Here is a 21,876-nt window from a genome sequence, read left to right as displayed (position 1 = left end):
GGATACGTCGGGAGGACTCGGACATCATGCTAGCTAGTATGCGCGTAAATGAAAATGGTTGTCAAAGTCGGGCCTCGCGCGATGCCCGCGGCCGGGAACGGGGCCTCCGGACGGCGGGCGTCAGAGAGCCCGGCCGGCGAAGGGGGCGAGTGTCGCGGCCGGGCTCTCGTCACCGGGCCGGGGAGCCGCCGCTCTCCGGCCTCGGCGGTCGGTGGTGGGGGGAACGCGGTGATTCCGGCCCGGCGGGGAGGAGCCGGGCCGCACCTCCCGGCTCCCGGCGGGCCGCGGCGCCCGGGAGCGCGGGCGCCCGGCCCTGCTGGTAGCCGGGAGATGCGACCCAGGCTCAGCCGGGGACCAGGTCGACGCGTCCTTCCCCGGTGTAGACGTTCATCGAGCTGCCCCTGACGAACCCGATGAGTGTCAACCCCGTCTCGGCGGCCAGCTCCACGGCCAGCGAGGAGGGGGCCGAGACGGCGGCGAGGATCGGGACGCCGGCCATCACGGCCTTCTGGACCAGCTCGAAGGAGGCGCGTCCCGACACCATGAGCACGGTCGAGGTCAGCGGCAGGCGCCCGTCGCGCAGCGCCCAGCCCACCAGCTTGTCCACCGCGTTGTGCCGGCCCACGTCCTCGCGCACGCAGAGCGCGTCGCCGCCGAGCGTGAACAGGCCCGCGGCGTGCAGCCCGCCGGTCCGGTCGAACACCCGCTGCGCCGCGCGAAGCCGGTCGGGCAGCGCCGCGATCACCTCGGCCGTCACCGGTGCGGGATCGCCGTCCACCCGCCATTTCGCGACCGTGCGGACCGCGTCGAGCGAGGCTTTGCCGCACACCCCGCACGAGGAGGTGGTGTAGAAGTTGCGCTCCAGGGAGGTCGCCGGCGGGGAGGTGCCCGCGGCCAGCCTGACGTCGAGCACGTTGTAGGTGTTGGCGCCGTCGGCGGTGGCGCCCGCGCAGTAGCGGATCGCGGTGACCTCCTCGGCGGAGGTGACCACCCCCTCGCTCACCAGGAAGCCCGCCGCCAGGTCGAAGTCGTCGCCCGGCGTGCGCATGGTGATCGTGAGCGGTCGCCCGTCGAGCCGGATCTCCAGCGGCTCCTCGGCCGCCAGCACGTCGACCCGGTGGGCGGCCGCGGCCTCCCGCAGCCGCAGGACCCGGCGTTTGACGGTGACCCTACCCATCGGCGGAGGCCGTCCGCGTGCCGGGGACAGGTCCGGAGGCGGGTGCGGAGGCGGGTGCGGAGGCGGGGCCGGAAAGGGGGATCGTGTCCTCCGAGGTGGCCACGTTCTGGACGTGCTGGAAGCCGAAGCGGCCCTTGATGCACAGGTTGCCGTGGGTGACCGGGTTGTCGTGCGGCGAGCTCACCTTGACGATCCGGTTGTCCTGCACGTGCAGGGTCAGGTTGCAGCCGACCCCGCAGTAGCTGCAGATCGTCGTCGTCTCGGTCTGCCGGGACTCGTCCCAGCTGCCCGCCGCGCGCATGTCGAACTCGCTCTTGAACGACAATGCCCCGGTGGGGCAGACCTCCACGCAGTTGCCGCAGTAGACGCAGGCGGAGTCGGTGAGCGGGGCGTCGTGCTCGGTCGAGATCATCGCGTCGAAGCCCCGCCCGGCGACCGAGATGGCGAAACTGTTCTGCCACTGGTCGCCGCAGGCGTCGACACACTTGTAGCAGAGGATGCACTTGGAGTAGTCGCGCACGTAGAGGTCGTTGTCGACCTTCGCGGGCTGCGCGACCGTGGCGGCCTCCTCGCCGAAGCGGTCGGGCCGCGCGCCGTACTCCTCGATCCACTCGGCCGCGCGCGGTGTGGTGGACAGGTCGGCCGTCGAGGCCAGCAGCTCCAGGACGATCTTGCGGCTGTGCCGGGCGCGCTCGGTCGCGGTGCCGACGGCCATGCCGGGCTCGGCCCTGCGCGAGCAGGCGGGGGCGAGCGTACGGGCGCCCTCGACCTCGACCACGCAGACCCGGCAGGCGTTCTTCGGGGTGAGGGTGTCGCCGTAGCAGAGGGTCGGGATGTCCTTGCCCGCCGCCGAGCAGGCGTCCAGCACGGTCGAGCCCTCCGGCACCCGGACCGGGTCGCCGTCGACGGTCATCTCGATCAGCCGCCGGGGCGGCTGCAGGGGAACACTCATGATGCCTCCGAGGGGGAGAAGACGCCCAGCCGGTCGATGGCCGACTCGACGGCGTTCCAGGCGGTCTGGCCGAGCCCGCAGATCGAGGCGTCGCGCATGGCCTGGCCGACCTCTCGCAGCAGCGCGATGTCGCCGGAGGTGGGCCTGCGGCGCAGCCGGTGCAGCGCCTCCTCCTGCCGCACGGTGCCCACCCGGCAGGGCACGCACTGCCCGCACGACTCGTCGCGGAAGAACTCCGCGATGCGCACGAGGATGTGCGCCAGGTCGACGCTGTCGTCGAGCACCAGGACCACGCCCGAACCCAGTGTCGTGCCGGCCGCCCGGGTGCCCTCGAAGGTCAGCGGGACGTCGAGCTCGTCCGGGCGGACGAACCCGCCGGCCGCGCCGCCCAGCAGCACCGCCCGGAGCTGCCCGGTCGCGCCCCCGGACAGATCGAGGAGCTCGCGCAGGGTGGCGCCGAACGGCAGCTCGTAGACGCCTGGCCTGGCGACCGTGCCCGAGACGCAGAACAGCTTGGTGCCCGTCGAGCCCTCCGTGCCGGTCGCCGCGTAGGCGGCCGCCCCGCCGGCCAGGATGGGCAGCACGTTGACCAGGGTCTCGACGTTGTTGACCACGGTGGGCTTGCCGAACAGGCCCTTCTCCACGGGGAAGGGCGGTTTGCTGCGCGGCTCGCCGCGGAAGCCCTCGATCGAGTTGAAGATCGCGGTTTCCTCGCCGCAGATGTAGGCGCCCGCGCCGCGCCTGATCTCGATGTCGAAGGCGAAGCCCTGCCCCATGACGTCGGCCCCGAGCAGACCGCGCGCGCGGGCGACCTCGATGGCGTGGGCCATCCGGCCGATCGCCCGGGGATACTCCCCGCGGATGTAGAGGTAGCCCTTGGGGCAGCCGGTGGCGTACGCGGCGATGGTCATCGCCTCCACCAGCGCGTACGGGTCGCCCTCCATGACCACGCGGTCCTTGAAGGTGCCCGGTTCGCTCTCGTCCGCGTTGCAGACCAGGTAATGGGGGTGGTCGAGCTGGCGGGCCGCGGCCTCCCACTTGCGCCCGGTGGGGAACGCCGCCCCGCCCCGCCCGACGAGACCGGATTCGAGCACCTCGCGGATGACGCCGGCGGGGCCGATCCTGACGGCCTCGCGCAGCGCGGTGTAGCCGCCCTCGGCCCGGTAGTCGTCCAGGCTCGCCGGGTCGACGACGCCCACCCGGCGCAGCAGCACGAGGGAGGGGTCGCCCGCCTGCGGGACGGCGTGCTCGGCGGGGGGCTCCGCACGCTCGGCCAGGGCGGGGCCGCCGGTGGCGTCCATGCCGCTGAGGCCGCCGAGCTTGCTGAGATCCCTCACCTTGCTCGCGTCGCCCGCGCCGCCGGCGTCGCTCGTGCCGTCCGCGTGGTCGGCGCCGCTCGTGCCGCCCGTGCCGTCGGCGCCCTCCGCGGCACGAGCGTCGCCCGCGTCGCCGGCGTCGCCCGTGCCGCTCGCGTCGCCGGTGTCGTGGGCGCGGCCGGCTCCGTTGGCTGCGCCGCTTCCGTTGGCGCCGCCGCCCCCGTCCGGGCCGTTGTTTCCGTGCGCATCGCCGTTTCCGTTCGCACCGCCGGTGGAGGCCGGTGCCGGTTCGGCCGGGCCGTACACGGTCGCCCCCGGGAACTCGCCGGCCTGCAGGGCCAGCGCGGCGGGTGCCCGCTCGCACAGGCCGAGACAGGGGCTCGGCTGCCAGGACATGCCGGGCGGGCCGAGCCTCTCCTCGGTGCTCCGCCGCACCGCGTCGGCGCCGCGCGCCTGGCAGGCCAGGTCGGTGCAGACGTGCAGCACCCGCGCCGGCCGCGGCTTCATGGAGAACAGCGAGTAGAAGGTCGCCACCCCGTACGCCTCGGCGGGCGGCACGGTCAGGCGGCGGCAGATGTAGTCGAGGGCTCCCTCGCTGATCCACCCGATCCTGTCGTTGACCGCGTGCAGCGCGGGGAGCAGGAGGTCACGCCTGCCGCGGGCCTCGTGCCCGCCGACGGCGATCCGCAGATCGCCGTCCGAGCGGGCGCCGCCCTCCCAGCCCGTCGCGGGGGCGCCGAGGAAGGCGTCGACGGCGGCGCGTTCCTCGGCCGAGGGCCGGGCGTCACTGAACCGGAGATCCACGCCCCCTTCACCCGGCCTTCGCGGGTACGAGCTTGTCGACGCGCACGGCGGCGGCCTTGAACTCCGCGGTGCCCGCGATCGGGCAGGTGGCCTCGATGGTGAGGGAGTTGGTGTCGACCTCGTCGGGGAAGTGCATCGTCATGAAGACCAGGCCGGGACGCAGGGCCGGGTCGATGTGGACGGGGGCGACGACCGAGCCGCGCCGGGAGCTGATCCTGACCTCCTCGCCGGGACTCACCCCCAGCCTCGCGGCGTCCTCGGGGGACAACTCGATGTTCTCTCCCCTGCGCAGCGGCGAGGCGAACCCGGACGACTGCACGCCGGTGTTGTAGGAGTCGAGACGGCGGCCGGTGGTGAGCCGCAGGGGATACTCGTCGTCGAGCAGGTCGACCGGCGGGGAGTGTTCGAGCACCGCGAACGGCGCGGCCCTGCCCCGCCGGGCCGGGTCGCTCTCCCAGAGCCGCCCGTGCAGGAAGGGCGGTTCGAGGGAGTCCTCCGACGGGCAGGGCCACTGGATGCCCTGCAGCTTGTCGAGCCTGTCGTAGGTCATGCCGGTGTGGGCGGGGGAGAGGGCGCGGAGCTCGTCCCAGACCTCCTCGGCACCGGTGTAGTTCCAGTCGTGGCCCAGGCGGCGGGCCAGCTCGCAGAGGATCCAGATGTCGTCGCGGGCCTCGCCCGGAGCCTGGAGAGCCTTGCGGACCCGCTGCACCCGCCGCTCGCTGTTGGTGAAGGTGCCCTCGCTCTCGCACCAGGCCGCGCCCGCCGGCAGCACCACGTCGGCCATCTGGGCGGTCTTGGTCAGGAAGATGTCCTGCACGACCAGGTGGTCGAGCATGCTGAGCCGCTTGACGCAGTTCAGTGAGTCGGCCTCGGACTGGACCGGATTCTCCCCGATGAGATAGCAGGTGGTGACCTCACCCTCGGCCATCGCCTCCAGCATCTCGGTGAGGTTGAGGCCGTAGCGCGGCTGGATGGGCTTGTCCCACGCCTGCTCGAACTTGACGCGGATCTCCGGGTCGAGGATGTCCTGGAAGCCGGGCAGCCGGTTGGGGATGGCGCCCATGTCGCCGCCGCCCTGCACGTTGTTCTGGCCGCGCAGCGGGGACAGGCCCGAACCGTAGCGCCCGACGTGGCCGGTGAGCAGCGCCAGGTTGATGAGGGCGCGCACGTTGTCGGTGGCGTTGTGGTGCTCGGTGATGCCGAGCGTCCAGCACAGCTGGGCGCGGTCGGCCCTGGCGTAGGCGTGCGCGAGCTCCCGGATGGCGGCCGCGGGCACGCCGGTGACCTGCTCGGCCACCGGGAGCGTCCACGGCTCGACCGAGGCGGCGAACTCCTCGAAGCCCTCGGTGGCGCGCTCGATGAACGAGGCGTTGTGCAGCCCCGCGTGGATGATCTCCCGGGCCACCGCGTGCGCGAGCGGGATGTCGGTGCCCACGTTGAGGCCCAGCCAGAGGTCGGCCCACTCGGCGGTGCCCGTGCGGCGGGGGTCGACCGCGAACATGCGGGCGCCCTTCCTTATCCCCTTGAGCACGTGGTGGAAGAAGATCGGGTGCGCGTTGCGCGCCGCCGAGCCCCACATCAGGATCACGTCGGCGTCCTCCACCTCCTGGTAGGAGGAGGTGCCGCCGCCGCTGCCGAAGGCCGCGGACAGGCCCGCCACGCTCGGGGCGTGGCAGGTGCGGTTGCAGGAGTCGACGTTGTTGGTGCCGATCACCACCCGGGTGAACTTCTGTCCCACGTAGTTCATCTCGTTGGTGGAACGGGCGCACGACAGCATCGCGAAGGAGTCGGGCCCGTGTTGCTCGACGTTGCGCCGGAAGCCCTCCGCGGCCCGTCGCAGCGCCTCGTCCCAGGTGGCGCGGCGCAGCACGCCGTCTTCACGGACAAGGGGATGGGTGAGCCGGTCGTAGTGCTCGGCGCGGTCCCCGCGGTCCCTCTTCATACCCCATCCTTTCGGCAGTCCTGTATACAGTCTACGGTATGTCGCATCAGCCGACGGCGGCAAGATTTTCCCGGACCCGCTCGTCCAGGAGGTCGGCGACCGCGTGGATCGCCCGTAGCGTGGGCACCTCGGCGCCGGTCAGGTCGGCCAGTTCCACGACGGCGGCGAGGAGCACGTCGAGCTCCAGGGGCTTGCCCTTCTCCAGGTCCTGGAGCGTGGAGGTCTTGTGCTCCCCCGCCCGCTCGGCGCCCGCGATCCGGCGCTCGATCGAGATGTCCGGCTCGCAGCCCACCCGGCGGGCCACGTCGACGGTCTCGCGCATCATGGTGACGACGAGGTCGCGCGTCCCGCGGTGGCGGCAGATGCCCGCCATGGTCGCCCGGGTGAGCGCGCTGATCGGGTTGAAGGCGATGTTGCCCATGAGCTTGATCCAGATGTCGCGCCGCAGATCCGTCTCGACGGGACATTTCAGCCCGCCCTCGATCATGGCGGCGCTGAAGTCGACGCAGCGTGAGGAGAGGGAGCCGTCGGGCTCGCCGATGGAGAACCGGGTGCCCTCCAGGTGGCGGATCACGCCGGGCGCCTCGATCTCCGTCGCCGCGTAGACGACGCATCCGATGGCGCGCTCCAGCGGCAGGGCGGCGGTGACCGCCCCGCCGGGGTCGACGCTCTCGATCACATGGCCCTGGTAGGGGCCGGGCAGCCGGTGGAAATACCACCACGGGATGCCGTTCTGGGCCGCGATGAGGCCGGTGGTCTCGTGGAGCAGCGGCCGGATCATGGGCCCGGCCGCCGCGTAGGAGTTGGCCTTGAGGCCGAGGAAGACGTGGTCCACCGGGCCGATCTCGCGGGGGTCGTCGGTGGTGTGGGGGTGGGCGGTGAAGTCTCCGCGCGGGCTCAGCACGCGCACTCCCGATTCGCGCATCGCCGCGAGGTGCTCTCCGCGGGCGATCAGATGCACCTCGGCGCCCGCCCTGCACAGGGCGGCGCCGACGTAGGCGCCGATGGCGCCGGCGCCAAGAACAGCGACTTTCACAAGAGGCTCCGTCCTCGCGTCCATAGTGCATTCGGTATACAGTATGGAAAAAATCCGGTCAAGGAGCCGCCGATGGCCGTCCCCCGATCCACCGTCCACGAAGCCCCGTCCCGCGATCCGGACACCGTGTCCCCGCCGTCCCCGCCGTCCCCGCCGGGGGCGTCGCACCGCGGCGCCCTCCCGGAGGCGCTCCCGTGGGAGTCGGCCCGCCGGGTCGCGGCGTCCGCCGCGGGGCCGCTCCCCCCGGTCGACCTCCCTCTCCATCTGGCGTACGGCTGCCGCCTGGCCGCGCCGCTGCACGCCCTCGTCCCGGTGCCGGGCGCAGACGTGGCCGCGATGGACGGCTACGCGGTCGCGGGTGATCCGCCCTGGCGGATCACGGGCCTCGTGCTGGCCGGGGGCGCGCCCTTCGGGGCCGCGCTCGCGCCCGGCACGGCGGTGGAGATCGCCACCGGTGCCCCGGTGCCCGAGGGAGCCGAGGCGGTGCTGCCCTACGAGCTGGCCGTACGGACCGGCGGGGCGCCGGGTGCCGGACCGGTCCCCGGGGGCGGGCCGCCGGGCCGATCCGTGCCGCCGGGCCGGTTCGCGCCGCCGCTCGGCCGGTTCGCGCCGCGGGGCGGGGAGCCGTGGCCGGCGGGCGAGCCGGCCGGCGAATGGGTCTCGGCCCAGGCGGGGGCGGTCGAGCCCGGCAGGCACATCCGGCGGCGCGGTGAGGACTGCCCGCTGGGGACCGCGGTGCTCACTGCCGGTTCGGCCGTCACGCCCGCGGTGCTCGGCCTGGCGGCCGGGCTCGGGCACGACGTGCTCCGCGTACGGCCCAGACCCCTGGTGTCCGTGCTGGTCACGGGCGACGAGGTGGTGACGCGCGGGCTGCCGGGCCCGGGGCGGGTGCGCGACGCGATCGGTCCCATGCTGCCGGGGCTCGTCGAGTGGGCGGGCGGCCACACCGAGGCGCCGCGGTGGCTGCCCGACGGGGCACGGGCGCTGGCCGCCGCGCTCGCGGGCACCCCGGACGGTCCGCCGGGCCAGGTGATCGTGGTCTGCGGCGCCTCGTCGAAGGGGCCCGCCGACCACCTGAGAGCGGTGCTCGCCGGGCTCGGGGCGGAGGTCCTCGTCGACGGCGTCGCGGTGCGTCCCGGCCATCCGCAACTCCTCGCCAGGCTCCCCGACGGCCGCCTGGTGGCGGGGCTGCCGGGCAATCCCTACGCCGCCCTGGTCGCCGCGCTGACGTTGCTCGCCCCGGCGGTCCGGGCGCTCGCGGGCGGCCCCGAGGCCCCGCGCGAGCGGTCCGCGCTGGCAGGCCACGTACGACCCCACCACACCGACACCCGCATGGTCGCGGTGCGGCGCGGCGGACGTGGCGCGGTGCCCGTCGGGCACGACCGGCCGGGATCGCTGTGGGGGGCCGCGCTCGCCGAGGCGCTCGCGGTCGTCCCGCCCGGGTGGGGGGGCGAGCCGGTCGAGCTCGTCCCACTGCCCGCACAAAGGGTCTAGACATCCTTGGACCCCGGGGGTAACCATTGCCCTCATACGGTATGCAGTATGGAGAACACAATCGAGAGGACCACCAGAATGACCCAGCCAGCGGACACGGCGCCGGAAACCATCTCCGGAGGCCACCTGGTGGCGAAGGCGCTCAAGGCGGAGGGGATCGATGTGATCTTCACGCTCTGCGGCGGCCACATCATCGACATCTACGACGGTTGCGTCGACGAGGGCATCGAGGTCATCGACGTCCGCCACGAGCAGGTGGCGGCGCACGCGGCCGACGGTTACGCCCGGATCACCGGCAAGCCGGGTTGCGCGGTCGTGACGGCGGGGCCGGGCACCACCGACGCGGTGACCGGCGTGGCCAACGCCTTCAGGGCGGAGAGCCCCATGCTGCTCATCGGGGGGCAGGGGGCTCTGAGCCAGCACAAGATGGGCTCGCTGCAGGACCTGCCCCACGTCGACATGATGACCCCGATCACCAAGTTCGCGGCCACGGTCCCCTCGACCGAGCGAGTGGCCGACATCGTCTCGATGGCCTTCAGGGAGTGCTACCACGGCGCTCCCGGGCCGTCCTTCCTGGAGATCCCGCGCGACGTCCTCGACGCCAGCGTCCCGCTCTCCAAGGCCCGCATCCCCGAGGCGGGCCGTTACCGCGCCTCGGTACGCCAGGCCGGAGACCCCGAGGCCGTCGAGCGCCTCGCCGACCTGCTGGCCCACGCGGAGAAGCCCTGCGTGCTGCTGGGCAGCCAGGTCTGGACCACCCGGGGCACCGACGACGCGATCGACTTCGTCCGCGCCCTCAACATCCCCGCCTACATGAACGGCTCGGCCCGCGGCACGCTGCCCCCCGGCGACCCGCACCACTTCCAGCTCTCCCGGCGCTACGCCTTCACCAACGCCGACCTGATCATCATCGTCGGCACCCCGTTCGACTTCCGGATGGGCTACGGCAAGCGCCTGTCGCCCTCGGCGACGGTGGTCCAGATCGACCTCGACTACCGCACCGTCGGCAAGAACCGCGACGTCGACCTGGGCATCGTCGGTGACGCCGGGCTGATCCTGGCCGCGGCCACCCAGGCCGCCTCGGGCCGCGTCGAGAACGGCGCGACCCGGCGCAAGGAGTGGCTGGAGGAGCTGCGCGCGGTCGAGACCGCGGCCTACGAGAAGCGGCTGCCCCGCCAGCTCTCCGGCGCGCAGCCGATCGACCCCTACCGCCTGGTCCACGAGATCAACGAGTTCATGACCGAGGACACCATCTACATCGGCGACGGCGGCGACATCGTCACCTTCTCCGGCCAGGTCGTCCAGCCCAAGTCGCCCGGGCACTGGATGGACCCCGGGCCGCTCGGCACCCTCGGCGTCGGCGTCGCCTTCGCCATGGCGGCCAAGTACGCCAGGCCCGACAAGGAGGTGCTCTGCCTCTTCGGAGACGGGGCGTTCAGCCTCACCGGCTGGGACTTCGAGACGATGGTCCGCTTCGACCTGCCGTTCATCGGCGTCATCGGCAACAACTCGTCGATGAACCAGATCCGCTACGGCCAGGCCGCCAAGTACGGCGAGAACCGCGGCCGGGTCGGCAACACCCTCGGCGACGTCAGATACGACGAGTTCGCCCGGATGCTGGGCGGCCACGGCGAGGAGGTCAGGGACCCCGCCGACATCAGGCCCGCGCTGGAGCGGGCCCGCGAGTCGGGCAAGCCCGCCCTGATCAACGTGTGGGTCGATCCGGACGTCTACGCGCCCGGAACCATGAACCAGACCATGTACAAGTAGGGGGACCCCATGAAGGCACTGGAAGGTGTCCGCGTCCTCGACATGACCCACGTGCAGTCGGGTCCGTCCTGTACGCAGCTCCTGGCCTGGCTCGGCGCCGATGTGATCAAGCTGGAGGCGCCCTCCGGCGACATCACCCGCAAGCAGCTGCGCGACGTCCCCGACGTCGACAGCCTCTACTTCACGATGCTGAACTGCAACAAGCGCAGCATCACCCTCAACATGAAGAGCGAGCGCGGCAAGCAGCTCTTCACCGAGCTGGTGCGCGACGCCGACATCCTGGTGGAGAACTTCGGGCCCGGCGCGGTGGACCGGATGGGGTTCTCCTGGGACCGGCTCCAGGAGCTCAACCCGCGGCTGGTCTACGCCTCGATCAAGGGTTTCGGCCCGGGACGCTACGCCGGCTTCAAGGCGTACGAGGTGATCGCCCAGGCGATGGGCGGCTCGATGAGCACCACCGGCTTCGAGGACGGCCCGCCGCTGGCCACCGGCGCCCAGATCGGCGACTCGGGCACCGGCATCCACGCCGTCGCCGGCATCCTGGCCGCCCTCTACCAGCGCGAGCAGACCGGGCGCGGCCAGCGCGTCCAGGTGGCCATGCAGCACGCGGTGCTCAACCTGTGCCGGGTGAAGCTCCGCGACCAGCAGCGGCTCGGCCACGGGCCCCTGTCGGAATACCCCAACAAGACCTTCGGCGACGAGGTGCCGCGCTCGGGCAACGCCTCGGGCGGCGGCCAGCCCGGCTGGGCGGTGCGGTGCGCCCCCGGCGGTCCCAACGACTACATCTACGTCATCGTGCAGCCGGTCGGCTGGGCACCGCTCGCCGGGATCATCGGCCGCCCCGAGCTGGCCGACGACCCCGAGTGGGCCACCCCTGAGGCGCGCCTTCCCAACCTCGACAAGATGTTCCAGCTCATCGAGGAGTGGAGCATCACCCGCGACAAGTGGGAGGTCCTCGACCGGCTCAACGCCGCCAACATCCCCTGCGGCCCGATCCTGTCCACCAAGGAGCTGCTGGAGGACGAGAGCCTGCGGCGGGAGGGCGCGCTGGTCGAGGTCGACCACCCCCAGCGCGGCTCCTTCGTGACGGTCGGCAGCCCGCTGCACCTGTCGGACTCGCCGGTGGACGTCACCGCACCGCCCCTGCTCGGTGAGCACAACACCGAGATCTACGCCGGCCTCGGCCTGTCCGCCGACGAGCTGGCCGAGCTGAAGACGAACGGAGTCATCTGATGGCGCATGACCAGGTCGCCGTACGCGAGGTGCTGGACAAGGCCCGTGCCGAGGGCCGCACCGCGCTGACCGCCCCCGAGGGCAGGAGGATCTGCCAGGCGTACGGCATCTCGACCCCCGGTGAGGGGGTGGCGACCTCGGCCGAGGAGGCGGTGTCGCTCGCCGGGGAGATCGGCCTGCCCGTGGTGCTCAAGATCGTGTCCCCCGACATCCTGCACAAGACCGAGGCGGGCGGGGTGCTCGTCGGCCTGGCCGATCTCGACGCGGTGCGCGCCGGCTACGACCGGATCCTGGCCTCCGCGCGCTCGTACGACCCGGAGGCGTCGATCGACGGCGTCCAGGTGCAGGCCATGGTCGGTGCCGGGCACGAGGTGATCATCGGCGCGGTCACCGACCAGACCTTCGGCAAGGTCGTCGCCTTCGGGCTCGGCGGGGTGCTCGTCGAAGTCCTCAAGGACGTGACCTTCCGGCTGGCCCCCCTCTCGGGTGATGATGCACTCGGGATGCTGGACGACATCAGGGCGGCGGAGGTGCTCCGTGGTGTCCGTGGTGCGGAGGCGGCGGACAGGGGGGCGCTGGCGAACATGATCGAGCGGGTCGGCGCGCTCGTCGGGGACTTCCCCGAGATCGCGGAGGTGGACCTGAACCCCGTCTTCGCCACCGCCGACGGGGCGACGGCCGCCGACGTGCGCATCCTCCTCGACGCCGACCCCGTCGCCGCGCCCGCCCGCCTCTCGCGGGAGGAGATCCTCGCCGGGATGAACCGGATCTTCAAGCCGCGCGCCGTCGCGGTGATCGGCGCCTCCGGCGAGACCGGCAAGATCGGCAACTCGGTCATGCGCAACCTGATCAACGGCGGCTACCGGGGCCACATATACCCGATCAACCCGAAGGCCCCGGAGATCCTCGGGCTGCCCGCCTACCCCAGCATCGCCGACGTGCCGGGCGAGGTCGACGTGGCGGTCTTCGCCATTCCGGCCAAGTTCGTGCCCGCGGCGCTGGAGGAGGCCGGGCGCAAGGGGGTGGCGGGAGCCATCATGATCCCCTCAGGTTTCGCCGAGACGGGCAACGTCGAGGGCCAGCAGGAGATCGTCGAGATCGCCCGCAAGCACGGTGTGCGGATGCTCGGCCCCAACATCTACGGCTACTACTACACGCCGGAAAACCTGTGCGCCACGTTCTGCACGCCGTACGACGTGAAGGGCGGGGTCGCGCTGACCTCGCAGAGCGGCGGCATCGGCATGGCCATCCTCGGCTTCAGCCGCACCACCGGGATGGGCGTCTCGGCGATCGTCGGGGTCGGCAACAAGGCCGACGTCGACGAGGACGACCTGCTCACCTTCTTCGAGCAGGACGACAACACCAACTGCGTGGCCATGCACCTGGAAGACCTCAAGGACGGGCGCGGGTTCGTCGAGGCCGCCCAGCGGATGGTCGCCAAGAAGCCGGTGATCGTGCTCAAGGCCGGGCGCACCGCGATGGGCGCGCGGGCCGCGGGCTCGCACACCGGAGCGCTGGCCGGCGACGACAAGGTCTACGACGACATCCTCCGCCAGGCGGGCGTCGTGCGGGCCCCGGGCCTCAACGACATGCTCGAGTACGCCAGAGCGCTGCCGCTGATGCCCGCGCCCAAGGGGGAGAACGTCGTCATCATCACCGGGGCGGGCGGCTCGGGAGTGCTGCTCTCCGACGCCTGCGTCGACAACGGACTGACCCTCATGGAGATCCCGCCGGATCTCGACGAGGCCTTCCGCGCCTACATCCCGCCCTTCGGGGCGGCGGGCAACCCCGTCGACATCACCGGTGGCGAACCGCCCAGCACCTACGAGAACACCATCAGGCTGGGCCTGACCGACCCCCGCGTGCACGCGCTGGTGATCGGCTACTGGCACACGATCGTCACCCCGCCGATGGTCTTCGCCGAGCTGGTCGCGCGGGTCGTGGCCGAGGAGCGGGCCAAGGGCAACGACAAGCCCGTGGTCGCCTCGCTGGCCGGTGACACCGAGGTCGAGCAGGCCTGTGACCATCTCTTCGCGAACGGGGTGATCGCCTACCCGTACACCACGGAGAAGCCCGTGGCCGTGCTCGGTGCCAAGTATCGCTGGGCGAGGGCCGCTGGGCTGCTGCGCGGCTGAGCCGCGCCTCATGAGCGAGGGGGCGAATCGGGGCACTCGCAGGATCAACCAACCCCCCAGGAGGTCCGCAGGTGGACACATCGAGAACACCGGCTGCAGCGGAGCCCGGCGAAGCCGCCGCCGCATCCGGCCAGGAAGAAAAAGTATGGCGGGCGGGCGGGCTGGAGCCGATGCCCATACGCACCCTGCCCGACGCTCCCCCGTCGATCCACATCCTCGGGCCGACGGTGTTCCTCGTCGCGCTCGGCGTGGGCATGGGCGAGTCGTACATGTGGCCTCGGCTGGTCCTGCTGTTCGGACCGGAGATCCGGTGGCTGTTCCTCATCGGCGTCACCCTCCAGGCCGTGGTCATGCTGGAGATGGCCCGATACGCCATGGCGACGGGGGAGAGCATCTTCTTCGGCGCCGCCCGGGTCTTCAAACCCCTGATGTGGTTCTTCTTCGTCGTCGCGATCCTCGTCTACATCTGGCCGGGTCACCTGTCCGCGGGGGCCGCCGCCTTCGAGCAGATCACCGGCATTCCATGGGTGATCACGGCCGTCGCCGGCCTGATACTCGTCGGCGTCGTCTTCAGCCTGGCGAAGGTGATCTACAACCTGCTGGAGAACGTGCTGTCGATCCTGATCGGCGCGCTCGTCGTCGGGACCGCCGTGGTGGCGGCCATGGTCGGCACCTGGGGCGACGTGACGAGCACGGTCACCGGGATGTTCGCCTTCGGCTACCTGCCGCAGCAGGCGCTCTCGGAGGCCTGGTTCCCGGTGATCGTGGGCTCGATCGCCTTCGCCGGACCGTCCGGAATGCAGCAGATGTGGTACACCCTGCACCTGCGTGACTCCGGCGCCGGCATGGGCGCCCACATCCCTGCCGTCCGGGGTCTCAGGCACGCCGGCGAGGAAGAGGCCATGCCCTCGCGCGGCTTCATGTTCGACACCGACAACCCTGAGGAGATGCGCAAGTGGAAGGGGTGGCGGCGCTGGGTCACCTTCGACGCGCTCCTGCTCTTCTGGGGCATCACGATGCTGGTCACCGTCTCCTTCACAGTGATCGCGCAGGCGGCGGCGAGAAACACCCCCGGCGTCCGCGCCGTGATCGAGTCCGGGGAGCGGGAGGCGGCGCTGAACGCGATGGCCGACTCCTTCGCCTCGGCGGGCAGCTCGGTGCTGGGCGGGGTCTTCCTCGGCTTCATCGCGCTGATCGGGTTGAACGCCACCCTCGGCCTGTTCGACTCCTTCTCCCGGGGTCAGGCGGACATGAGCTTCCACTTCGTGCGCGGTGCGAAGAAGCTCGGCATGTCCCGCCTGTACGCCGCCTTCCTGTGGGGCGTCATCGCGTTCGGCATCCTGATCCTGCTGTTCGGCCCGGCCGACGGCCCGAGCGGGATTCTCGACACGCTGGCGTTCCTGTCCACGTTCGCCATGGGCGCCTACTGCGTGACGCTCCTGCTGGTGAACAACCGCATGTTGCCCAAACCGATCCGGCCGAAGATCTGGACCAACCTGATCATCGGCTTCGGGGCGGTCTTCTATCTGGGGATGCTGCTCTACAGCCTGTTCGCCTTCGGTGTGGTCGTGGGCTGAGACCGTGCCGATGCGACAAGCTGAACTCGCCCTTCCCGGGGTGCTGATCGGAGCCGTCGCCGGCGTCATGGCCGGGGGGCTGACCCTGCTCGCAGGGCAGCCCGCCGGCTGGGCCGCGATCTCCGCGGTGACGCTGGCCCTTCCCCTGGGCCTCCTCGGGGCCGGATACTCCATTCTGCTCGGCCAGAACCTGTTCAGACCGGGGCTGTTCGCCCCCGCGGGTCTATACTGGCTGGCCGGCTTCCCCCTGGCCCGGCTGTTCCAGGAGACGATCACCGGCCTGGCCGTCTTCGGGCACGTCAGCCTGGCCGGCGGGGTGGCGGGATTCCTGGCCTACCAGGCCATGGTGAGCCTCGGCTTCGCGATCGGCTTCCTCTGGTTGCACGAGAGGCTCATGCCCCACTGGTTGATGCGCCTGAGAGAGCGCAATCCGCGGGCGCGCGAACTCCTCGCCGCCTACGTCGAGCACGCTGAGGCGCTGTGGCTCGCCAAGGAACGCCGCCGCGCACGGAAAGGAGCGCGTTGAACATTCCCACCTGGGTGTGGCTGGTCACGATCGCCGGCTTCGGCCTCGTGCTCGCCATCGACTTCTACCTCGTGGCGCGCAATCCGCGAAAGCCCACGTTCCGCGAGTGCACGTTCTGGGTCGTCTTCTACGTGTCGCTCGCCATCGCCTTCGGCGTGGGGTTGCTGGTGGTCACGGGGCCGTCGTACGGCGGCGAGTTCTTCGCCGGCTGGATCACCGAGTACTCCCTCAGCGTCGACAACCTGTTCGTCTTCCTGCTGATCATGAGCCGCTTCTCGGTGCCGGACCGTTACCGGCAGAAGGTGCTCCTGATCGGCATCGTCCTGGCACTCGTCATGCGCGGCATCTTCATCGCCGCCGGGGCGGAGGCCGTGACCCGCTTCGACTGGCTCTTCTACATCTTCGGCGCCTTCCTCATCTACACCGCGTGGAAGCTCATCGGTCATGAGGAGGAGGAGGCGGAGTTCTCCGAGAACATCGCGCTGCGCACGGTCAGGCGGGTCGTTCCCACCACGGAGAACTACCACGGCTCGTCGCTCTCCGTGATGGTCAACGGCCGCCGTGCCGTCACCCCGATGCTGATCGTGATGGTGGCGATCGGGACCACGGACCTGTTGTTCGCCCTCGACTCCATCCCGGCCATCTTCGGGCTGACCAAGGAGCCCTACCTGGTGTTCACCGCCAACGCCTTCGCGCTGATGGGGCTGCGGCAGCTGTTCTTCCTGATCGGCGGGTTGCTCGACCGCCTGGTCTATCTCAGCAAGGGCCTGTCGATCGTCCTGGCCTTCATCGGCGTCAAGCTCATCTTCGAGGCGCTTCACCACGACGGCGTCCCCTGGGCCCCGGAGATCCCCATCCTGGTCTCCCTCGGGGTCATCGTCGGCACGCTGGCAGTCACCACCGTGGCCAGCCTCCTCAAGTCGAGAGGCGACCGCGGTCGCACGCCGGCGGACCAGAACGGCTCCGCGGAGAATCCGGCCGCCGGTTCCACGGACCCGGTGGCCGACCCTCCCGGTTCCTCCGACGCAGCCCTCGACCCCGCCGACCCCGCCGCGAGGCGGAGCGAGGCTCACGCGGACGGCTGAGGCGCGGCCGGCCGTCGCGAGCGGGTGGTCTCCCCGGTGGGGGCCTCCCGCTCGCTCATTTGGGAATGTCGATCCCGTCGGTCCGCTGCTCGGTCGCCCAGCGACGCAGATGGCGCTCGGCGTTCTCCGCCGAGCCGTACTTCCGCATGGCCGTCGCGAGGCCGAGCCCCATCATCCGGCCGTCGGCGGAATGGCCCGCCGGTGCGGAGGCGAGAAAGCGGAACCTGTTGAGAAACGCTCTCATCGATCATCACCACCAATTCTTTCTTCAAGTATCTGCCCTGGGTGTTTCACCCAAACGGGCGAGTCGTGAATTCTGTGTCAACTGGCCCGTGAGCTGCTCGAACCATGCGGGAACGGCTCGGGAGGGGCGGGATTCCGTGCGGGTTCGCGCGGGGTGCCCGCGCTTTTCCGGCCGGTACTGATCGGGCGTTACCGGCCCGTACCGATTGGCGGGTGCCGATTCACCGGATTATCCGCCGCCGGTTCGTTCGATTCGCCCATGCCGGTCCGCGGAGGTTCGGGTGCCGGTCCGCACGGATTCCTCCGTGCTTCCCCGGACGTGCTTCTGAGGTGCTTTCCGGACGTGCCTTGCAGGACCGGGACGCGCGAGATCCTCTCGTGCCGGATCAGACCGGCACGAGAGGGTTCGCGGTGATCGGCCCGCACCGGATCGAGCCGGCGCCGAACCCGTGCGGGAGGGGATGGCTCGCGCCGGATCGGACCGGCGCGAGCAGGAGGGGAGGGAATCGTGATCGGCTCGCGCCGGCCCGGGAGGGTCGGCTCGCGCCGAGGGGACGGAGGGTCAGCTCGCGCTGAGTGAGCGCGGGCGCCGGCGGCGGGCGGCGGGCGCGGGCTCCTCCGGCTCGACGGGCTCCGAGGCTCGCTGCTCCAGGTAGGAGGAGCGGGTGTGCTCGGTGTGGTCGCGCATGATCTCCGCGGCCCTGACCTCGTCGCGTGCCTCGATGGCGTTGATCAGCTGGTCGTGCTCCTCCCAGGAGTCCCGGCCGCGCTGGCGGGCCACCGGCGTGTGATACCACCGCACGCGGCGGGAGACCTGCGAGGCCAGCTCGGCCAGCACCGCGTTGCCGGACAGCTCGGTGACCAGCGCGTGCAACTCGGAGTTGGCCGCCACCGAGGTGTCGATGTCGTCCGCCTCCAGAGCCCGGAGCCCGCGCGCGCACACCTCGCGCAGCCGGGCCACGCCCGCGGCGTCCGAGTTGAGCGCGGCCAGCCGCGCCGACTCGGTCTCCAGCAGGGCGCGTACGGCGAGCAGTTGGTCGGCCTCCTGCACGGTCGGCGCGTGGACGAACGCCCCGTGGCCGGGACGGAGATCGACCCAGCCCTCGCCGCTGAGCATCTGCAGCGCCTCGCGGACCGGCTGGCGCGACACGCCGAGCAGCTCGGCGAGCTCGCTCTCCGCGAGGTGCTGGCCGGGACTGAGGCTCCCGTTCACGATGAGTTCCAGGATCGCCTCGAAAACGCTCTCCCGGAGAGTGGTCGGGCGCGGGATCTTGGGCGCCGCTCCCGAGTTCGCCAGTTCCGACCGCACCATGTCTCTTCAGCTCCAGGATGAGAAAATATGGCGGCCCCTCGTCCGGCCAGCCCATTGTCTGTTGTCGACTGCCTACAGTATACAGTTTTGAGCAGGGTGTCCGTGGTGAGTCTGATCACATCATCGCTCATCCGGGAAGCGTGACCGGATGACCGGGCTGGCGCAGCGTGGCGCTGAGGGCCGCGGCGGCCAGCACCAGGCCCGCGGCGAGGAAGAACGCCGCGGCGTGGCCGGAAGAGGTCAGGGCCCAAGCGGCGAGGCCGACCCCGACGAGCCCGGCGACCGCCTTCGCACTGTAGACCACGCCGTGGATCGAGGCGGTGTGCCTCTCGCCGAAGTATTCGCGGACCAGGCTGGCGATGAGCGGGTAGAACGCGCCCCCGCCCAGGCCGGCGGGCACCGTCGCCACCAGGATCATGACGGCCGATCCGGTCACCGCCCCCCAGGCCAGCAGCAGCTGTCCCAGGCAGAGCAGGGCCAGCACGGCGCTGAGCGTGCGCCCCCGCCCGGTCACCTCGGCGGCGAGCATGGCGCAGGCGCGCCCCACGCCGTTGAGCACCAGGAGCAGGGCCACCGCCGCCCAGGGGAAGAGGCCGCCGAAGGTCGCCAGCGCGACCACGTCGAAGATGGAGACCGCCCCCGCGCAGACCAGGATCGACACCAGTGTGGGGAGTGAACCCGTCCGCAGCGCCTGGCCCAGGGAGAACTGGCGTACGGCCCGAGGCTCCCTGCGCAGCGCGATCCGGTCGTCGGCCCAGGCGCGCGGGTCGATGTGGGCGGGCCACCAGTGCGGCGGCGGCAGGCGGACGAAGGTCGCCGCCAGACCCACCGCGACCAGCGAGACGGCCGCCGCCACGGCGAACAGCGGCTGGAGCGCGCTCCCCGCGCTCCCCGTGTTCCCCGCGGCCCCGAACAGGCCGGCCGCCACCGCGAGCGGGGCCGTGCCGTAGGCGAAGGCGCCGGTGGTGAAGCCCACCCTCGCGGCCGGGCGCTCGGGGTACCAGCGGGCGACGGCCTCGGTGCACGAGCCGTACACCAGGCCGGCGCCCACGCCGCCGAGCAGGGCGTAACCGGTGAGGACCGCGGGGAGGTCGCGGGCGAAGGCCGTCGTGAGCAGCGCCGCGGCGCTGAGCGGTGCGCCGGCCCACAGCGCGACGCGGATCCCGAGCGCGCCGCGCCGCAGCAGCAGGACGGTGGGCAGGGCGACGGCGGCCTGGCAGACGATCCAGACGGCCAGTGGCGCCAGGGCCGAGGCGAGCGGCCAGCCGCGCGCCTGCGCCAGGGCGGGCACCGCCGCCGCGTAGCCGTACTGCATGGCGCCGATGGAGGCCATGGCGGCCCAGGGGAGCCAGAACATCCACGACCGGGGACGGTTGATCAGATCCTGCGGGGTGTCGCCGACGAGGTAATCGCGTCCCCGCCAATCTCTTACGAGCTGCGTCTTCTCCATACCGTATGGAATATCCGTCGCCGGAGTCCCTGTCGAGGCCTGGACGGCTAGATTTCCATACGGTATACCGTCTACAAGAACCGTATCCAGGGAGGTCGCGTGGACCTGTTCGAATACGAGGCGAAGAAGCTCTTCGCGCGGCACGGGGTCCCCGTCCCCACCGGCGAGGTCGTGGCCACTCCCGAGGACGCCCGCGCGATCGCGGCCGGCCTCGGTGGCCCGGTGGTCATCAAGGCTCAGGTGAAGACCGGCGGCCGGGGAAAGGCCGGGGGCGTGCGGCCCGCCCCCGGCCCCGACTCCGCCGAGCAGGAGGCCCGGCACATCCTCGGCATGGACATCAAGGGCCACATCGCCGAGACCGTGCTCGTGGAGACGGCCACGATCCCGGTCGAGGAGTACTACGTGGCCTATCTCGTCGACCGGGCCAACCGGTGTTTTCTCGCCATGGCCTCCGTCCACGGCGGCATGGACATCGAGGAGGTGGCCGCGACCAGGCCCGAGGCACTGGTCAAGATGCCGATCGACCCCCTGACCGGGATCGACGAGGACGCCGCGCGCGAGCTGGTGACCCGGGCGGGCTTCCCCCCGGACCTCCAGGGCGCGGTGGCCGAGGTGCTGGTCCGCCTCTGGCGGGTCATGGTGGAGGAGGACGCCCTGCTGGTCGAGGTCAACCCCCTGGTGTGGACGGCGGGAAGCGCGATCCTCGCCCTCGACGGCAAGGTCAGCCTCGACGAGGGCGCGGCCTTCCGCCACGAGCACGCGGCCCTGACCGCCGGGCCCGGCGACGGCGGCCTCGAGGCGCGGGCCAGGGCCAAGGGCCTCAACTACGTCAAGCTCGACGGCCGCGTCGGGGTCGTCGGCAACGGCGCGGGGCTGGTGATGAGCACCCTCGACGTCGTCGCCCAGGCCGGGGAGCGCTTCGGCGGGGTCCGCCCGGCCAACTTCCTCGACATCGGCGGCGGGGCGTCCGCGCAGGTCATGGCGAACAGCCTGGAGATCATCCTCTCCGACCCCGACGTCAGGTCGGTCCTCGTCAACGTCTTCGGCGGCATCACCGCCTGCGACGCGGTGGCCGACGGCATCGTCTCCGCGCTCGGGCTGCTCGGCGACCGCGGCCTGAGCCGCCCCATCGTCGTGAGGCTCGACGGCAACAACGCCGAGGAGGGCCGCCGGATCCTCACCGAGGCCGGACACCCCGCGATCCGCCAGGTCACCACCATGGACGGCGCCGCCGAGGAGGCGGCCAGGCTCGCCGCCGCATGAGCGGGCCGACCATCGGACACGGCGAGCCCGCCGGTCCCGCCCACGGAGGGCACGCGAGCACGGAGAGGGAGTGGCAAGCATGGCGATCTTCTTGACAGGCCACAGCAAGGTGGTCGTGCAGGGCATGACCGGCGCGGAGGGGAGACGGCACACCGCCAGGATGCTCACGGCGGGCACCGACGTGGTCGCCGGTGTCACGCCCGGCAAGGGCGGCGGCACGGTCGACTTCGCCGAGCGGACCGTGCCGGTGTTCGGCACGGTCGCCGAGGCGATCACCCGGACGGGGGCGGACGTCTCGGTGGTCTTCGTGCCGCCGAGGTTCGCCAAGGCCGCGGTCATCGAGGCCGTCGACGCGGGGATCGGCCTCTGCGTGGTCATCACCGAGGGCATCCCCGTCCACGACACGCTGGCCTTCTGGGCGCACGCCCGGGCGGCGGGCGGCAGGACCCGGATCATCGGGCCCAACTGCCCGGGGCTGATCAGCCCCGGCGCCTCCAACGCGGGGATCATCCCGGCCGACATCACCAGCGCGGGCCGCATCGGCCTGGTCTCGAAGTCGGG

At 71.6% G+C, this 21,876-nt stretch carries 16 protein-coding genes and 1 pseudogene; 9 read left to right on the top strand and 8 right to left on the bottom strand.

Going from position 1 to position 21,876, the window contains the following annotated elements:
* Positions 1-343: 343 nt before the first annotated feature.
* From fdhD to ACTOQ1_RS22910, 5 genes are read right to left on the bottom strand one after another with little or no spacing between them, the layout of a single operon-like run.
* Positions 344-1,177 (bottom strand): formate dehydrogenase accessory sulfurtransferase FdhD, encoded by an 834-nt coding sequence (fdhD, locus tag ACTOQ1_RS22930; protein WP_440070069.1) that lies wholly within the window; start codon positions 1,175-1,177, stop codon positions 344-346.
* Positions 1,170-2,129 carry a 2Fe-2S iron-sulfur cluster-binding protein gene (locus ACTOQ1_RS22925; RefSeq protein ID WP_440070068.1) on the bottom strand — a complete coding sequence of 320 codons (960 nt, stop codon included), beginning with the start codon at positions 2,127-2,129 and terminating at the stop codon, positions 1,170-1,172. Before ACTOQ1_RS22925 ends, fdhD begins: the two co-directional genes overlap by 8 nt.
* Positions 2,126-4,249 carry an NAD(P)H-dependent oxidoreductase subunit E gene (locus tag ACTOQ1_RS22920; RefSeq protein ID WP_440070067.1) on the bottom strand — a complete coding sequence of 708 codons (2,124 nt, stop codon included), beginning with the start codon at positions 4,247-4,249 and terminating at the stop codon, positions 2,126-2,128. Before ACTOQ1_RS22920 ends, ACTOQ1_RS22925 begins: the two co-directional genes overlap by 4 nt.
* Positions 4,250-4,256: 7 nt before the next feature.
* Positions 4,257-6,191, bottom strand: a complete 1,935-nt coding sequence (locus ACTOQ1_RS22915; RefSeq protein WP_440070066.1) for a molybdopterin oxidoreductase family protein — start codon at positions 6,189-6,191, stop codon at positions 4,257-4,259.
* A gap of 46 nt (positions 6,192-6,237) precedes the next feature.
* The gene (locus ACTOQ1_RS22910) at positions 6,238-7,227 is read right to left on the bottom strand and encodes a 2-dehydropantoate 2-reductase (protein WP_440070065.1); all 990 of its coding nucleotides are present in this window, start codon (positions 7,225-7,227) and stop codon (positions 6,238-6,240) included.
* A gap of 72 nt (positions 7,228-7,299) precedes the next feature.
* On the opposite strand from ACTOQ1_RS22910, the gene ACTOQ1_RS22905 reads away from it, so the two are divergent.
* From ACTOQ1_RS22905 to ACTOQ1_RS22875, 7 genes are all read left to right on the top strand, one after another.
* Positions 7,300-8,721, top strand: a complete 1,422-nt coding sequence (locus tag ACTOQ1_RS22905; RefSeq protein ID WP_440070064.1) for a molybdopterin molybdotransferase MoeA — start codon at positions 7,300-7,302, stop codon at positions 8,719-8,721.
* Between the two features lie 78 nt (positions 8,722-8,799).
* Positions 8,800-10,491 carry a thiamine pyrophosphate-binding protein gene (locus tag ACTOQ1_RS22900; protein ID WP_440070063.1) on the top strand — a complete coding sequence of 564 codons (1,692 nt, stop codon included), beginning with the start codon at positions 8,800-8,802 and terminating at the stop codon, positions 10,489-10,491.
* 9 nt (positions 10,492-10,500) lie between these two features.
* Positions 10,501-11,724, top strand: coding sequence for a formyl-CoA transferase (gene frc / locus ACTOQ1_RS22895; RefSeq protein WP_440070062.1), 1,224 nt, complete (start codon positions 10,501-10,503; stop codon positions 11,722-11,724).
* Positions 11,724-13,859: an acetate--CoA ligase family protein gene (locus ACTOQ1_RS22890; protein WP_440070061.1), complete on the top strand. Its 2,136-nt coding sequence runs from the start codon at positions 11,724-11,726 to the stop codon at positions 13,857-13,859. The genes frc and ACTOQ1_RS22890 overlap by 1 nt, the downstream gene beginning before the upstream one ends.
* Positions 13,860-14,029: 170 nt before the next feature.
* Positions 14,030-15,436: an Nramp family divalent metal transporter gene (locus ACTOQ1_RS22885; RefSeq protein WP_440070060.1), complete on the top strand. Its 1,407-nt coding sequence runs from the start codon at positions 14,030-14,032 to the stop codon at positions 15,434-15,436.
* A 10-nt stretch (positions 15,437-15,446) separates the two neighbouring features.
* The gene (locus ACTOQ1_RS22880) at positions 15,447-15,962 is read left to right on the top strand and encodes a hypothetical protein (protein WP_440070059.1); all 516 of its coding nucleotides are present in this window, start codon (positions 15,447-15,449) and stop codon (positions 15,960-15,962) included.
* The gene (locus ACTOQ1_RS22875) at positions 15,959-17,047 is read left to right on the top strand and encodes a TerC family protein (RefSeq protein WP_440070058.1); all 1,089 of its coding nucleotides are present in this window, start codon (positions 15,959-15,961) and stop codon (positions 17,045-17,047) included. Before ACTOQ1_RS22880 ends, ACTOQ1_RS22875 begins: the two co-directional genes overlap by 4 nt.
* A 55-nt stretch (positions 17,048-17,102) precedes the next feature.
* On the opposite strand, the gene ACTOQ1_RS22870 is transcribed toward ACTOQ1_RS22875, so the two are convergent.
* The 3 genes from ACTOQ1_RS22870 to ACTOQ1_RS22860 form a co-directional block, all read right to left on the bottom strand.
* On the bottom strand, positions 17,103-17,291 hold the full coding sequence (locus tag ACTOQ1_RS22870) for a hypothetical protein (RefSeq protein ID WP_440070057.1): 189 nt from the start codon (positions 17,289-17,291) through the stop codon (positions 17,103-17,105).
* 561 nt (positions 17,292-17,852) lie between these two features.
* Complete coding sequence (locus ACTOQ1_RS22865; RefSeq protein ID WP_440070056.1) at positions 17,853-18,602, bottom strand: GntR family transcriptional regulator; 750 nt, start codon at positions 18,600-18,602, stop codon at positions 17,853-17,855.
* A 127-nt stretch (positions 18,603-18,729) separates the two neighbouring features.
* A complete protein-coding gene (locus ACTOQ1_RS22860; RefSeq protein ID WP_440070055.1) occupies positions 18,730-20,052 on the bottom strand; it encodes an MFS transporter in 1,323 nt (440 codons plus the stop codon).
* Between the two features lie 99 nt (positions 20,053-20,151).
* On the opposite strand from ACTOQ1_RS22860, the gene sucC reads away from it, so the two are divergent.
* Together sucC and ACTOQ1_RS22850 are read left to right on the top strand one after the other, a co-directional pair.
* On the top strand, positions 20,152-21,315 hold the full coding sequence (sucC, locus tag ACTOQ1_RS22855; RefSeq protein WP_440070054.1) for an ADP-forming succinate--CoA ligase subunit beta: 1,164 nt from the start codon (positions 20,152-20,154) through the stop codon (positions 21,313-21,315).
* Between the two features lie 79 nt (positions 21,316-21,394).
* Positions 21,395-21,876, top strand: a pseudogene (locus ACTOQ1_RS22850) (succinate--CoA ligase subunit alpha); the annotation flags it as partial.

This window comes from Streptosporangium sp. OZ121, from assembly GCF_051918885.1.
In the GTDB taxonomy this organism is placed as follows: domain Bacteria; phylum Actinomycetota; class Actinomycetes; order Streptosporangiales; family Streptosporangiaceae; genus Streptosporangium.
The sequence above is the reverse complement of the archived record's forward strand: the minus strand, read 5'-3'. Positions and strand labels throughout refer to the sequence as shown.

Bases quoted from the DNA above. Each gene is read 5' to 3' on its own strand.
- ACTOQ1_RS22890 (WP_440070061.1), top strand. From the start codon at position 11,724: ATGGCGCATGACCAGGTCGCCGTACGCGAGGTGCTGGACAAGGCCCGT.
- ACTOQ1_RS22885 (WP_440070060.1), top strand. From the start codon at position 14,030: ATGCCCATACGCACCCTGCCCGACGCTCCCCCGTCGATCCACATCCTC.
- ACTOQ1_RS22905 (WP_440070064.1), top strand. From the start codon at position 7,300: ATGGCCGTCCCCCGATCCACCGTCCACGAAGCCCCGTCCCGCGATCCG.
- ACTOQ1_RS22860 (WP_440070055.1), bottom strand. From the start codon at position 20,052: ATGGAGAAGACGCAGCTCGTAAGAGATTGGCGGGGACGCGATTACCTC.
- frc (WP_440070062.1), top strand. From the start codon at position 10,501: ATGAAGGCACTGGAAGGTGTCCGCGTCCTCGACATGACCCACGTGCAG.
- fdhD (WP_440070069.1), bottom strand. From the start codon at position 1,177: ATGGGTAGGGTCACCGTCAAACGCCGGGTCCTGCGGCTGCGGGAGGCC.
- ACTOQ1_RS22865 (WP_440070056.1), bottom strand. From the start codon at position 18,602: ATGGTGCGGTCGGAACTGGCGAACTCGGGAGCGGCGCCCAAGATCCCG.
- ACTOQ1_RS22925 (WP_440070068.1), bottom strand. From the start codon at position 2,129: ATGAGTGTTCCCCTGCAGCCGCCCCGGCGGCTGATCGAGATGACCGTC.
- ACTOQ1_RS22870 (WP_440070057.1), bottom strand. From the start codon at position 17,291: ATGAGAGCGTTTCTCAACAGGTTCCGCTTTCTCGCCTCCGCACCGGCG.
- ACTOQ1_RS22900 (WP_440070063.1), top strand. From the start codon at position 8,800: ATGACCCAGCCAGCGGACACGGCGCCGGAAACCATCTCCGGAGGCCAC.
- ACTOQ1_RS22915 (WP_440070066.1), bottom strand. From the start codon at position 6,191: ATGAAGAGGGACCGCGGGGACCGCGCCGAGCACTACGACCGGCTCACC.
- ACTOQ1_RS22880 (WP_440070059.1), top strand. From the start codon at position 15,447: ATGCGACAAGCTGAACTCGCCCTTCCCGGGGTGCTGATCGGAGCCGTC.